This window comes from Streptomyces sp. ActVer (assembly GCF_027270795.1).
GTDB classification, from domain to species: Bacteria; Actinomycetota; Actinomycetes; order Streptomycetales; family Streptomycetaceae; genus Streptomyces; species Streptomyces umbrinus_A.
This window is the reverse complement of sequence record NZ_JAPWHT010000269.1, coordinates 1-13,930: the sequence shown is the minus strand read 5'-3', so window position 1 is coordinate 13,930 and position 13,930 is coordinate 1. Positions and strand designations below refer to the sequence as shown.

The 13,930-nt window shown below is 67.1% G+C and carries 11 protein-coding genes and 1 pseudogene; 8 read left to right on the top strand and 4 right to left on the bottom strand.

What is annotated here, in order from left to right; translation table 11 throughout:
• On the top strand, positions 1 to 562 hold a 562-nt coding region (locus O3Q52_RS33945; RefSeq protein WP_369124179.1), incomplete at its 5' end, for a WD40 repeat domain-containing protein.
• 110 nt (positions 563 to 672) lie between these two features.
• Here O3Q52_RS33945 and O3Q52_RS33940 read toward each other — a convergent pair.
• Positions 673 to 1,395, bottom strand: a complete 723-nt coding sequence (locus tag O3Q52_RS33940; RefSeq protein WP_269652490.1) for a VOC family protein — start codon at positions 1,393 to 1,395, stop codon at positions 673 to 675.
• Entirely contained in the window at positions 1,392 to 2,441 is a 1,050-nt protein-coding gene (locus tag O3Q52_RS33935; RefSeq protein WP_269652489.1) for a hypothetical protein, read from the bottom strand. Before O3Q52_RS33935 ends, O3Q52_RS33940 begins: the two co-directional genes overlap by 4 nt.
• A gap of 349 nt (positions 2,442 to 2,790) precedes the next feature.
• Between O3Q52_RS33935 and O3Q52_RS33930 the strand changes: the two genes are divergently transcribed.
• The 3 genes and pseudogenes from O3Q52_RS33930 to O3Q52_RS54240 form a co-directional block, all read left to right on the top strand.
• Positions 2,791 to 3,480, top strand: coding sequence for a haloacid dehalogenase type II (locus O3Q52_RS33930; RefSeq protein WP_269652488.1), 690 nt, complete (start codon positions 2,791 to 2,793; stop codon positions 3,478 to 3,480).
• 298 nt (positions 3,481 to 3,778) lie between these two features.
• Complete coding sequence (locus tag O3Q52_RS33925; RefSeq protein ID WP_269652487.1) at positions 3,779 to 4,738, top strand: chlorophyllase; 960 nt, start codon at positions 3,779 to 3,781, stop codon at positions 4,736 to 4,738.
• 290 nt (positions 4,739 to 5,028) lie between these two features.
• Positions 5,029 to 5,190 (top strand): annotated as a pseudogene (locus O3Q52_RS54240) (alpha/beta hydrolase); the annotation flags it as partial.
• Positions 5,191 to 5,252: 62 nt separating this feature from the next.
• Here the strand turns inward: O3Q52_RS54240 and O3Q52_RS33920 are convergent.
• Together O3Q52_RS33920 and O3Q52_RS33915 are read right to left on the bottom strand one after the other, a co-directional pair.
• Positions 5,253 to 5,993, bottom strand: a complete 741-nt coding sequence (locus O3Q52_RS33920; RefSeq protein WP_269652486.1) for a PH domain-containing protein — start codon at positions 5,991 to 5,993, stop codon at positions 5,253 to 5,255.
• A 138-nt stretch (positions 5,994 to 6,131) separates the two neighbouring features.
• Positions 6,132 to 6,659, bottom strand: a complete 528-nt coding sequence (locus O3Q52_RS33915; protein ID WP_269652485.1) for a YciI family protein — start codon at positions 6,657 to 6,659, stop codon at positions 6,132 to 6,134.
• 163 nt (positions 6,660 to 6,822) lie between these two features.
• On the opposite strand from O3Q52_RS33915, the gene O3Q52_RS33910 reads away from it, so the two are divergent.
• From O3Q52_RS33910 to O3Q52_RS33895, 4 genes are all read left to right on the top strand, one after another.
• Positions 6,823 to 7,503 carry a hypothetical protein gene (locus tag O3Q52_RS33910; RefSeq protein WP_269652484.1) on the top strand — a complete coding sequence of 227 codons (681 nt, stop codon included), beginning with the start codon at positions 6,823 to 6,825 and terminating at the stop codon, positions 7,501 to 7,503.
• 77 nt (positions 7,504 to 7,580) lie between these two features.
• Positions 7,581 to 9,029, top strand: coding sequence for a VCBS repeat-containing protein (locus O3Q52_RS33905; protein WP_269652483.1), 1,449 nt, complete (start codon positions 7,581 to 7,583; stop codon positions 9,027 to 9,029).
• Positions 9,030 to 9,179: 150 nt separating this feature from the next.
• Positions 9,180 to 9,932, top strand: a complete 753-nt coding sequence (locus O3Q52_RS33900; protein ID WP_269652482.1) for a hypothetical protein — start codon at positions 9,180 to 9,182, stop codon at positions 9,930 to 9,932.
• Positions 9,933 to 10,343: 411 nt separating this feature from the next.
• On the top strand, positions 10,344 to 13,930 hold a 3,587-nt coding region (locus tag O3Q52_RS33895), incomplete at its 3' end, for an amino acid adenylation domain-containing protein (RefSeq protein WP_269652481.1).

The following is a 13,930-nucleotide window of genomic DNA, read 5'->3' as shown; positions in this document are numbered from 1 at the left end:
GGACGGCACCATCCGGCTGTGGAACTCGGAGAACGGAAATCCGACCGCTCTCCTGACCGACGCCCGACGGATCACGTCGACCGAGGTCGCCTTCCACCCGGACGGCACCAGTCTGGCCGACGCCCGGGACGCAGTTCACCTGTGGGATCTGGCTTCCGGACGCACGACAGCCACCCTGACCATGACCCGGAGTTCCGCTGTCGACTGGGCGTGGTGCGTGGCGTTCAGCCCGGACGGTGCCCTCCTGGCCAGCGGCCACAGCTTCGACTACGTACGACTGTGGGACGTCGCGAGCCGTTCGAACGTCGGCATACTGCACGGCCACAGTGAGTTCGTGTTGTCGGTCGCGTTCAGTCCCGATGGACGGCTGCTGGCCAGCGGCAGCGACGATGCCTCCGTCCGGCTGTGGAACGTCGCGCGCCGTTCGAGTGCGGCCAGCCTCACCGGCCACACCAGTACTGTCCACACGGGCACCGTACGATCCGTGGTGTTCAGCCCGGACGGCACCACGCTAGCCAGCGGGAGCCACGACGGCACCGTCCGGCTGTGGCGGATCAACTGACTGTGAGGCCGGGGGAGTTGCCTTTCCAGGACATGTTCTACGTGACCCCGGACACGGGCCTCGGACGCTGGACCCCGGACGCCAGACCTCGGCCCCGGACGCCGGCGGAGCTACTGGGGCGTCAGCACAGAGAACTCGTTGCCGTCGGGATCGGCCAGCTCCACCCAGCTGCCTTCGCCCTGGCCGGTGTCGATTCGTTTCGCCCCGAGGGAGAGCAGACGGTCGACCTCTGTCTGCTGATCACCTTGGGCAGGCGGGGCGAGGTCGAAACGCAGCCGGTCCTTGCCTGCCTTCGGCGCCACTGGGGGACCACCCCACGTGATCTTCGGACCGCCGTGCGGCGAGCGGATCGCGGTCTCCTGGTCCTGGTCCCAGACCAGCGGCCACCCCAGTGCTTCGCTCCAGAAGTACCCGACCTCCTGCGAGCCGTCGCAGGCCAGCGCCCCGATGAATCCGCAGTCGGCGAGGAAGCTGTTGCCCGGCCCGACGACGCAGAACTCGTTGCCTTCGGGGTCGGCGAGCACCACATGGCCCTCCTCCGGGAGTTGGCCGATGTCGATGTGCCGTCCACCCAGCCCGAGCGCCCTGGTCACCGTCTGCTGCTGGTCCTCCAGGGATGTGCTCGTCAGATCGAAGTGCATCCGGTTCTGGACGACCTTCGGCTCCTGGCTCGGAAGGAAACGGATGCGGAACCCGGTGTCATCACTGGGCAGGAGCGTGACGCCGTCGTCCGGATCGTCCACCAGCTCCCAGCCCAGGACTCCGGACCAGAACCGTGCCAGAACCAGCGGCTCGCTCGCACCGAAGCAGACCGCGAACAGTTGACAAGTCATTCCCTGCACATCCCCGATCCACTGACTGACCGCCACCGACAGGGCGCCCTGTCGGTCCCCGCAGCGGAGCCTAGGCGTGAGTAGGCGTCACCCGCATCCGAGTATTCGACGGCGGCCGGCACCCAGCCCGGCAACCGTCCGTTTCGGACAGGGGTGGTCTGACCGCGAGGCAGCGGACTCGGCGGGAGCAAGAACGGTTCAAGGCCGCCGAGTTGTGCGCGCAAGGAGTGCGTCGTCCCAGGCCATCTCAGTGCGGCGACCGCGCGACCGACGAGGAAGACGCCCATCAGCGCCACGGAGCCAGGGATCGCGAGGATGAGGATCATGATGATTGTGTCCATGAGGCTGACGCCCGCCCTTGCGCCGCCGGGCCGCGCAGGGTCGTAGGTGACCTCGATCGGCGCCGCGCCGCTGCCGGTTGTCTGGTACGTGTAGCTCTGGCCGGTGGCTGTCGTATACGTGTACACCCGCCACTTGTTGGTGTAGTGCGAGAACTGGGCCACGACGGTGATGCCGCGCCGCTTCAGTCGCCAGTCCTCCACGTTGGCCCGGACCCCGGCATAGATCATGAAACACCCGGCGTACAGCGCGACCGAGCCGCCGAGCAGTATGGCCACCTGCTCCCCGTCCCCGGCCACGCCCACGGCCGCCACCAGCCCGGCATAGAACAGGGCGCCCACCACGGCGACCGGTCTGCGCCCGGAGAACCACCTCCGGTTCCGGCCGGGCAGCGGATGCACGTCCACCAGCGACAGACCGTCCACGGGTTCGGCGTCACCGTCAGGCATAGGCACCAGCCGAGCGACCGCCTGCCCGAACGCGGCAGCGCCTGCCTCGGGGACTCCCTCGACGCGGTGGACCACCGGCTCGGTTCCACCCAGCAGTTCGATCTCGACGGCGCGTCCCTCCGCCTCCACCTCTGCCATCGCTTCCACCTGTATGCGGAGCTCCTCGACGGCAGTCCGCAGTACCACCACCTGGCCGTCCAGGCGGAGCGCCGTACGCCTCTTTCCTCGCAGAACCAGCGCGGCAACCGTCGTCGCCATCCCTGTAACTCCCCCGTCAACACGCCCATCCCCGAAGCGCGGCACATCCTAACCGGGCCGACCAGCCGTCGATCGGAAGGCACACATGACTCGACTGATCCGGCTGACAACCCGGAACCGGAACAGCGCCCTCGCGCGCGACCTGCGCGTGTACGAGCGAAAGCGGAAGACGGTCGGACGACTGCGAGCCGCGATCAGCTGGCGCATTGCTGCGTCGACGGGCCCGCCCAGCTACTGGACGCGACCAGTGCGTCACCTCCTTGACTGGTGACGCAAGGTCGGGCAACAATCGCTACCTGCATGTCGACCCGCACCGCGTCACACCCGGCCACCATGAGGAGGAGACCGCATGGCCGAGGCGTACGGCATCGAGGTCATCGTCTTCGACATCCTCGGAACGATGGTCGACGAGCCGGGCGGACTCCGAGCGGCCATCCGCGACGCGGTGCCCGGGGTCGACGGCGAGTCCGTCGAGCAGCTGCTCACGGTGTGGCAAGACCATGTCGAGCACGAGCAGCAACGCATCGCGGAGAAGGGCCGGGCGTACGCCAACACCGAGGTCATCGACCGCGAGGCGGCCCAACTCGTAGCCGACCGCGCCGGGCTCACCGACCCGGTGGCCATCGCGCGACTGGCTGCCGCAAGTCAGCGTCTGAAACCCTGGGGCGATTCCGTCGCCGGACTCGCGCGCCTCGCCCGGCGATTTCCCGTACTGGGACTCTCGAACGCCAGTCGCGCGACTCTCCTCCGCCTCAACGCGCATGCCCAACTGGGCTGGCACCAGGCCCTGTCCGCCGAAGACGCCCGGGCCTACAAGCCCGCGCCGGAGGTCTACCGGCTCGCACTCGACGCGGCAGGGTGTCCACCGGAACGTGTGCTGATGGTCGCCGCTCACGCCTGGGACCTTCGCGGAGCTCAGGCGGTGGGAATGCGAACCGCCTATGTATGCCGACCGGTCGGGGATCCGTCGGCGAGCACCGACACGTTCAATTGGCGTTCGAGCAGCCTGGACGAGTTGGTCACCGAGCTGACGGTGTAACCCTGCCCGAACAGTTCCTCGCGGCGTACGGGTTCACGGTCGACGTCGGTACGACTGCGGTACCTGTTGCGCTGCGCGTCGGCCCGCATGGTGCGGGCGCCGGTGCCTACCCGGAGGTGCCCGCAGGGGGGTCACGCCCTCCTTCCAGCTGCCGTTGACAAAGCGGAACATGGTTCCGTACGTTAAACGGAACAACGATCCGCTTCGGCCTGGCTGAAGCCGGACGCTTCTGCCCGCCTCGCCTGCCCTCGGTCCGAACGAGACGGGCAGCTGAGGCCATTGAAGGGAAAATCGCATCATGAGCGCATCGGCTCAGACGGCCGACACCGTCAGCTTGCCCACGCCCGTCCTCTCGGTCGGCCCGGTGGTGCTGCCTGCCCCGGGGCGAGCGGTAGACCTTCAGGTGCGGGTCTCCGCGCCGGTGACAGGGAGCGGCTTGCCGGTCATCCTCCTCTCGCACGGGCAGGGTTACTCGAACCACCTCTCCTCGCTGAACGGCTACGCCCCACTCGCCAACTTCTGGGCTGCGCACGGCTTCGTGGTGATCCAGCCCACCCATCTCAGCTCCAGGACGCTGAGCCTGGATCCCAGTACTCCCGGGGCGCCCCTGTACTGGCGGTCGCGGGCCGAGGACATGACACGCATCCTCGACCAGCTCGACGTGATCGAGGCCGCCGTCCCGCAACTCCTCGGGCGGCTGGACCACAGCAAGGTCGCCGTGGCTGGGCATTCCATGGGCGGGCACACCGCGAGCCTGCTGCTCGGTGCCCGGCTCGCCGATCCGGACGACGGAACCGATGTGAACCTGGCCGAGCCCCGGATCAAGGCGGGTGTCCTGCTCGCCGCGCCCGGCAGGGGCGGTGACGCCCTCACCGAGTCCGTGGCCGAGAATCTCTCCTTCTTCCTGACCACGGACTTCTCCAAGATGACGACACCCACGCTCGTGGTCGCCGGCGACAAGGACACCTCCGCCCACCTGACGGTCGCGGGCGCGGACTGGCACGCCGACCCGTACGTCCTCTCCCCGGGCCCCAAGTCCCTGCTCACCCTCTTCGACGCGGAGCACGGGCTAGGCGGGATCTCTGGATACGACGTCGCCGAGACCACGGACGAGAACATCGACCGGGTGTCCGCGGTCCAGCGGCTCACCTGGGCCTACCTCCGCTCTGAGCTCTACCCGGGCGATCCCGCTTGGCAGGAGGCACGCGACGCGCTGACGGCCGACCCCAACCTGCTCGGACGAGTCGAATCCAAGTAGGCCAAGCCGCGATACCGGCTGGCGGCTGCGTGGCAGCAACAGCCCTGGCCGGACTGGACGTTACAGGTACCGGTACCTTCTCTGAACCGGCAGCTGAGCCGTACGTCTGACGGTGTGCAAGGTCCTGTCTGGGTCCGCTGAGCGGGTCGCACCGCTCACCATCGCCTGAGCGCAAGTCCCGTCGGTTCGACCGGAGTCGGCGGCGCCGGCCTGGCCCCGCTCCGGGTGACTGCGTTGCTGCAGGTCATCGAGTCAGTCAACGAAATCACTGACCCCTTGGAATCGATCACCTGGGCGGCTCGGCGTTCATCGGCGGCCGGAACGAAGCCCAGATGCGGCTCATGGCCCACGACGTCACCGGTCACGTCTTCAACACCGGCCACGACCTCGCCGAGGAGGTACCCGACGAGGCGGCGGATGTGGTGCTTCCGTTCCTGGCCGAGAGGCTGTAGCTGCACTCGCTCGCACCCGCACCCGCACCCGCACCCCGACCGCGGGCCTCCGGCCGCGACCGTCAGCCGCTGGGCCGACGGCCGCGGTACGAGGCGATCGCGGTCAGCACGAAGATCAGGGGTGCTCCCACTCCCATGACCGTGAACGGGTTCAGGAAGGACTCCAGCCACTCCGGCATGTCGACGAAGAGGGGCAGCAGCATCAGCACGGTCAGGGGGATGAAGGCCAGCATCACGGCGGCGAACCCCATCATGAGGGCCGCCTGACGTGCATCGCGTCGGTCGATGAGGACCGCGGCCTGCGGGTCGGGCGCCCAGTCCGCGCCGCGCAGTTCCACCCACGAGTCGAGCAGCAGGCCGACTTCGCGCTCGACGTTCACATGAAGGTCGTCGACGAACGGCAACAGCACCTTGGCGCCGTCCCGGCCGTAGGCGTGGACGAGCGCGTTGGGCGCACCGCTCTGCATGGCCGATGCCGGGTTGATCTCGGCCCTGATGTCCTGGATGTCCTCCCATGCCAACCGCCGGCGTTTCACCATGCCGCGTACATGGAGTGCCTTGATGTCCGCGATGGTCGAACAGCGCAACGTGGCATAGAAGAGCCACCCCATCAGAGCCACCCACGCCGCGAGGATGGGATACCGGAACGAGGCAGGCACCTCGGCACCCCACAGGGCCACCAGCACGCTCAGCGTGCCCACGGCGATCACCCAGAGGAACACGTGCATCCGGGACCGTCTCATCCGGTACTCGCGCGGCAGTCGTTCGTACCCCACAGCCACCCCCAGTACGAAGTGCCCCATCCGTCGACGGGACCGATGGGGCACCATGGTGAGGCCCCAACTCCGTTGTGTCGAGGGCCCTTTGGGGATCGAGGTGCACCGGGGCGCCTCGACGACTCTCGCCGCGTGCTCAGTGCACTACGACCGCCCGCCGAACTGCTAGTTGTGGACCTCGATGTCGGCGTACAGGCCCGGGGTCAGGACGGCGCGGGCCGTGTCCGGGTCCGGTGCCCGGATCAGCACCGCCGTACCCAGCCAGGTGGTGCCGTCGTCGGACAACAGCGGCCCGTACGCGATGAGTTCGTCGTCCCGGCCCTGCGGTACGGCGAGGTCGGCACCCTGCCCCGAGCCAAGGCCGAGTACCAGGTACCGGTTGCCGTCGGTTCCGCCACCGGGGAAGTCCCACATGGTGCGCCCCAGCAGGTTGCGCCACCGGCGCAGCAGCACGTCCCGGTACACACCGGCCTGGTAGCCGGGTTCGTCGAAGGCGAACGCGCGGGCGGCGGCAAGATCCGGCAGGTCCACGACGTGCACGCTGCCGGTGGGCACGTCGTCCCCGGTGAGGGTCGGGCCGCGGGCGATCATCTCCTTGTCGAACCGGTCCATGTAGGACCAGTGCTCCTCCAGCAACTCGTGACGCAGAGCAATAGAGTTGGGCCGATCGCGGTGGTAGCAGAAGAACTCCATGCCCCACACTCTCCACCATCCGTCGTTCCGGCAGGATCCGGTTGTCACAGGCAGGGCCCGTCATGGAGGATCAGGCGTTCGAGGCGCGCGGAACTGCTGCGCGCGGCGGGGGCCTGAGGGGGCGGCGATCTTTTCCGTAGTCGTCAATGTGCTGGTCGGTCTGGTGACCAGCCTCATCGGTGGTGGGTGCGTCTGGCTCTGGGAGCGCGGTAAGCGCGCCGGCCGGCTGCGGCGCAAGGCGGACTTCTTCGGCCTTGTCCCGGGGGAGACCTGCTTCATCGTCATAGGCAACAAACACAACACGCGGGGCGTCACCACGCACAAGGAAATCCGCGCCATGATCGAGGTCGCGACCCTGGCCGGCCAACTCGGCTGTGACGTCGCGACGGAGACCAGCGAAGACTTCCGCGGCACCAACGACGACCGTACGGAGTTCTGTATCGGCGGTCCGCTCGGCGAGGCCAACCTCCGTACGGGCGGGCACCTCGCGGCCCACCTGCCCGGCGTCAGCATCCTGCCGTACGGTCAGGGTCCGGAGTCGGTGGCGTTCGACGTCGGCGGCCGGCGCTACCCCTATCGGAAGAACGAGGTGGAGTACGCCCTGGTGGCCAAGTTCAGGCCACCGCAGGCGACTCGTCCGGTCATGCTGGTCTGTGGCCAGAGCTCGCTGGCCAACCAGGCCGCGATCCACTTCCTGAGAAGGAACTACCACCAAGTGGCAGACACCCTGGACGCGGTCGACCGCTACTGCCTCCTGATCAAGGTCGCGGACATCGGTACGTACGGCTTTCAGGGGGCGAGTCTCGAACGCGACGTGACCGCTGACGCGTTCACCGCCCCCTAACGGCTCGGCTCCCGACCGGAATCCGACCCTGACTCCGCCGTTACGGGCCCGTGAGCTGCGTCGCGCAGACTTGCGCCATGCCCCGCCGCCGCACCCGCCGCCCTGCTGTCGCCCTGGTCTGCCTCTGTGTGACCACCCTGCTGTTCACGGGCTGCTCGGGCGATGACGGGAAGTCGGCGCCGACGCCCCCTTCCCCTGCCCAGCGGGACGACGGCGAGGTCAACCGGGACGACGTGAACGGCGACGGGCACGCGGACGCGGTCGTCAACGGCTGGTACAAGGAGCCGAAGCCAGGAGGCGATTGGCACAACAACCGCTTCGTCGCCCTCGCCGCACCCGGCGGCCCGAAGCCGGGCAAGGCCTTCCGTCGCGCGGAGCGCTACGCCAAGCCCGACCCCCGGGTGACCAGCTCGCCGATCACGTACGACCGGTCGACCCAGTTCACCGGGGATCTCGATGACGACGGCCACGCCGATGTCGTCGTACGCAATCTGCTGAGCCACCCCAGCGGGAAGGACACGCCCGACCAGCGCATCGTGTGGGGCGGCCGCGACGGCCCCGCGGGCGTCACCAAGCTGCCCGCCGACATCCTCCCGGCCACCGCCGCCGGGGACTTCGACGGCGACGGGGCCCTGGACCTGCTGACCCTGGCGGAGCCCGGCAGCGAGTACGACCGCAAGCCGCAGTTCGCCACTGTCCTGCACGGCCCGCTCAGCCGTGACGGCGGGGCTCCCCGCACCACTTCGACCGTCGATGTGGGCCAACAGGGCTGGGTGTCAGTTGCCCACGCCGTCGTCGGCGACTTCGACGGCGACGGCCGGGACGACCTGGTGACCAAGTCCGAGTACGACGAGGAGGATGTCCGCTTCGAGGACGACATGCCGGGAGACGTCATCGACGCCGTGTTCTACCGGGGTACGCCCCAGGGGCTGAAACCCGCCGGGGCCGTACCCGGCATCACGAACCAGGCCGACAGCCAGGTCCCCGGCGGCAAGCCCGTGGCCGCCGGGGACTTCGACGGCGACGGCCACGCCGACACCCTCGCCCGGGTGGGCTTCACCGAAGCCGTTGCCGTCTACGGAAGCGGCGAGGGCCTCGGCCGGGGCAGGGCCGCCCGCGATCTGGGTAAGCTGGATGTTGTCAGCGCCGTCGCGGTCGGCGACGTAAACGGCGACGGCCACGACGACATCGCGACCCAGTCACCGGGCATCGATCGCCGTTTCGGCCAGGTGGTGGTGCTCCTCGGAGGCGAGGACGGGCTCGACATGGCCCGTACCGTCAAGATCGACCGGCGCGCGATCGGCCTCGGCGGCTCCCCGCAGCACGAAGGGGACCGCGACTTCTTCGGCTGGGACCTGCACATCGCCGACCTCGACACCGATGGCCGCGACGAGTTGCTCATCGGCACGTTCGGCTTCAACAAGCCCCGCAAGGACGCCGGTTACTGGATCCTGCGCGGAACGAACAGCGGCCCGTCGAAAACGGACCGCCGCTTCATCAGGACCAAGGACTTCGGCGAGAACTGACCACCTTCGTGCGCCGCATCGTGGGCGTCCCGGTCAGGCGACGAGGCGCAGCCAGGCCGCCGCCCTGCGCGAGCGCCACCTGAGCCTGCTGCGCGCGGAGAGGCCCGCCCCGGACACCGCGTGGACCAGGCCGAGTAACCTGCCCGCCCGTTGACCAGCTTCATCGGGCGCGACGACGACCTCGCCCGGATCGACACGCTGCTCGCCGCCGGCCGCCTGGTCACCGTGCTCGGTCCGGGCGGCGCCGGCAAGACCCGGCTCGCCGTAGAGGCCGCCCGCCGCCACCGCCACGAGTACCGCGACGGCGCCTGGATGGTCGATCTCACCTCGATCATCGAGCCGGCCAAGGTCGGCGCGGCCCTGCTCGCCAGGATCGGGCTGCGCGGCGGCGCTGTGTTCGAGGGCCGGACGCGAGTGGAGGGCGACGAGCTGGACGTACTTGTCGACCAACTCGGCGGCAGGGAGAGCCTGTTGCTGGTCGACAACTGCGAGCACCTGATCGACGCCGTGGCCCACCTGGTCGCGGCATTGCTGTCCCGCTGCGCCGGGCTGCGCGTGCTCGCCACCGGCCGCGAACCCCTCGCGGTCGACGGCGAGGCGCTCGTGCCGCTCGGACCGCTCGCCCTGCCCGGCCCGGACGACGGCGTCCAACAGGCGTCAGCATGGGGCGCGGAGCTGTTCAGGCTTACTGACCTGGTGATCCCTGTGGCCCAGACGCGGCAACCCTGTTTGGTGACGCGTGTGAGCGGTGAGGAGCTCTCGTCGGCTTGTTCCGGCGGGAGTTCTGCGTGTGATGGTAGCGCGTGCTTTGCGGCGGCCAACGATGTCTTGGGTGTGCTTCGGCTCGCTGCTTTCCGAGTTCGGCGGGGAGACAGCGACACCCGCTGCGTCACGTTTTACTAGTTGCACTTTCGAATCGGAAATCTCTGGCTGGTGGTGCTACCGACAGGTAAGGGATTCAGAAGCCGACGTTGTCGTGTGTTTGCCGGATCGAGGGCGTATGTATGTCGGTACGCAGCGGCATGTACGAGTAGGCAAACAGGTTGCGCCAGTGTGGAGATTCCGCCCGTTTCAATCTATGAGCGGTGGCCGCGAAAGGGGTAACTTGGGTCAATTCGACTGTTGTAAAACAACATCAAGCGCCCGTTGATTGCCCAATTCACTCGGAAGGTTGACAGTGTCCAGTTCGGCTTGAGAGGGTCAAGTGGATCAGTATTGTTGTCAAATTGCTTAATTTAGTTGCTCCTGGTGTGGAGCGCGAGCGTTGACCGGGGTGTGGGAATGTCTGGATCGCGTGGTGGCCGTCGTGAACTGATGGCCGGACAGCTTGGTTTATGGCATGCGCAGCAACTGAATCCGGATAATCCGATCTACAACATGGGTGAATGCATTGAAATTCATGGGGCGGTGGACACGGGCTTATTCGAGGCAGCTGTGCGAAGAGTCGTATTAGAATTCGACTCTTTCGGTCTGTGCTTCGAGGGAACCGCAGACGAGGTTCCGCGGCAGTATTTTGACCTGCGGAGCGATTGGCTGTTCCACGTGATCGACGTGAGCCGTGAGGGAGACCCCCGTTCCAGCGCGGAGGGCTGGATGCAGGCGGACATGCGACGTCCAGTGGATCTCCGGCGTGGTGAACTCTTCACCCAGGCCCTATTCAAGGTGGATGAAGATCTCTTCCTCTGGTATCAGCGCGTTCACCACATCATCGCAGACGGACTCGCGGGATCCCGGATCGCCTCCCGAGTGGCTGCGGTCTACACAGCACTTTTGGCCGGCGAATCCCTCGCGGACAGCGGACCTCCGTCGAGTTCCGTACTGATGGATGCCGACGCCGAATACCGGGCGTCCGATGAATTCGAACTGGACCGGCAGTACTGGACGGAGCGTCTTTCAGATCGCCCTCAACCGGTCAGCCTGAGTGGCCAGGAACCTTCCACCACACCCCATGAACTGACACGGCATACGCTCCGTATCCCTGCCGACGCCGCTACGGAACTCAGAAGCTCCGCGCGTCGGCTGGGAACGAGCCTCTCGGGTCTGGCCGTAGCTGCGAGCGCCGCCTACCTGCATCGCGCGACGGGACAAGAGGACATCATTCTCGGGATCCCCGTAATAGGCAGAAAAACTGCACTGCGGGACATTCCCGGAATGACGGCGAATATCATTCCTCTGCGCCTCTCGGTGCAGCCGAAGGTCACAGTGAGGGAACTCGTGAAGCAGGTGTCTCGCGGAGTGCGAGATGCCTTGCGGCATCAGCGATACCGCTATGAGGACATCCTCAGAGACCTGAAACTCGTAGGGCGCAGCGGACTTTACCCTCTACTGGTCAATATCGTCTCCTTTGACTACGATCTGCGATTTGGTGAAGCCTCCAGCAGTGTGCACGGGCTTGGTGGCATAAATTTCAATGACCTGTCGATTTCGGTGTACGACAGGTCATCCGACGGAAGCGTGTCCGTGGTTGTGGAGGCCAATCCGGATCTTTACAGCCGGGGAGCGGTGCATGAGCATGCTGCGCAATTCCTTGACGTGATGAATTGGATGGCGCGTTCCACCGCGGAGGAACGTGTACACCAGATCACGTTGATGAGCGGCTCCGAGGAGCGTCTGGTCGTCGAGGAGTGGAACGACACCGCCCGGGAGGTGCCCGCGGCGACCCTGCCGGAGCTGTTCCAGGCCCAGGCCGCCCGCACCCAGGACGCGGTCGCCGTGGTTTTCGAGGGCATCGAGGTGACCTATGCGGACCTCAACGCGCGGGCCAACCGCCTCGCCCGGTTCCTGATCGACCAGGGTGTGGGACCCGAGTCGCCGGTCGCGGTGATGATGCACCGCTCCGTCGACCTGGTGGTCGCCCTCCTCGCGGTGGTCAAGGCCGGCGGGGCGTATGTACCCATTGACCCCGACTACCCCGCCGAGCGGATCGCCTACCTCCTCAGCGACGCCCGGCCCCTCCTGGTGCTCACCAGCACGGACCTGGCCTGCCGTCTCACCGGCGGAGAGGCGTCGCACCTGGCCCTCGACGACCCCCGGAGCATCACCGCACTCAAGGATTTCGAGGACACCGACCTCACCGACACCGAGCGTCGTGCCACCCTCCTGCCCGCCCACCCCGCCTACGTTATTTACACCTCCGGGTCCACTGGAAGGCCGAAGGGCGTGACCGTACCCCATGCGGGTATCGTCAACTGGCTGACTTGGCTGCAGGGCACCTACAACTTGACTGCCTCGGACCGGGTGTTGCAGAAAACCCCGTTCGGTTTCGATGTGTCGGTACGGGAGTTCTTCTGGCCGCTGCTCCAGGGTGCGACGGTGGTGGTCGCCAAGCCCTCGGGCCACCGGGACCCCGGGTATCTGGCCGAGTTGATCCAACGTGAACGTGTCACGATCGCGCACTTCGTTCCGTCCCTGCTGCAGGTCTTCCTCCGCGAACCGGCCGCCGCCTGTACCGGCCTGCGAGCTGTGTTCTGCAGCGGCGAAGCGCTCTCCAGCGACATCGTCGGGCAGTTCCGGAACGTACTGGGCGTTCCGCTTCACAATCTCTACGGCCCCACCGAGGCGTCGGTCGAGGTCACTGCATGGACGTGTGACAGCGACACCAGCAGAAGCAGTGTCCCCATCGGGCGCCCGGTCTGGAACACTCAGGTGTATGTGCTGGATGCGGCTCTGCGGCCGGTTCCGGTGGGTGTTGCGGGTGAGTTGTACCTGGCCGGTGTTCAGCTGGCGCGGGGCTATCTCGATCGGCCGGGGCTGACGGCGGAGCGGTTCGTTGCCAATTCGTTCACTGCGGGTGAGCGGATGTACCGGACTGGTGACCTGGCCCGGTGGAACGCCGAGGGGCAGTTGGAGTATCTCGGGCGGACCGATGACCAGGTGAAGGTTCGGGGTTTCCGGATCGAGTTGGGTGAGGTCGAGGCCGCGCTGAGCGCTCATCCGTCGGTGGTTCAGTCGGCGGTGGTGGTGCGTGAGGACCGTCCTGGTGACAAGCGTCTGGTCGGCTACATCGTTCCCGGCACCGGTGAGGTTGGCGGTGTCGATTCCGCTGCCCTGCGTGCCCATCTCGGCGCGATGTTGCCGCAGTACATGGTGCCGTCCGCGTTGGTGGTGCTGGATGTGCTGCCGTTGACGGTGAACGGCAAGCTGGACCGTAGGGCCCTGCCGGCTCCGGACTACCTGGCGGCCGACCGTGGCCGGGGGCCGGCGACGGTGCAGGAGGAGCTCCTGTGTTCGGTGTTCGCCGAGGTTCTGGGCCTGCCCACGGTCGGGGTGGACGACAACTTCTTTGAACTGGGTGGTCATTCGCTGCTGGCGACGCGGTTGGTGAGTCGTGTGCGGTCGGTCTTTGGGGCGGAGGTGCCGATCCGGACGTTGTTCGAGGCACCGACTGTTGCTGCTCTGGCGGGCCGGTTGGCGTCTTCGGGTGTGAGGCGGCAGCCGCTGGTTCGGGTGGAGCGGGCGGAGCGGGTGCCGGTCTCGTTCGCGCAGCAGCGGTTGTGGTTCCTGGGCGAGTTGGAGGGTCCCTCGGCGACCTACAACATTCCTGTGGCTCTGCGGTTGACCGGTGAGCTGGACGTGCAGGCGTTGCGGATGGCGCTGGGTGATGTGGTGGGCCGGCACGAGGTGTTGCGGACGGTGTTCGCCACGGTGGACGGTCAGCCCTATCAGCACATTCTTTCGACCGAAGAGGCCTCGGTGCCTCTTGCGGTCGAGCGGGTGACTGACCTTGAGTCGGCGATCAGCGATGTCGCGGGTCATCGCTTCGATCTCGCCGCTGAGATTCCGTTGCGGGCCTGGTTGTTCGAGGCCGGTCCTGACGAGCATGTCCTGGTGCTGGTGGTGCATCACATTGCCGGTGACGGATGGTCGATGGGGCCGTTGGCGGGTGATGTGTCGGTCGCGTA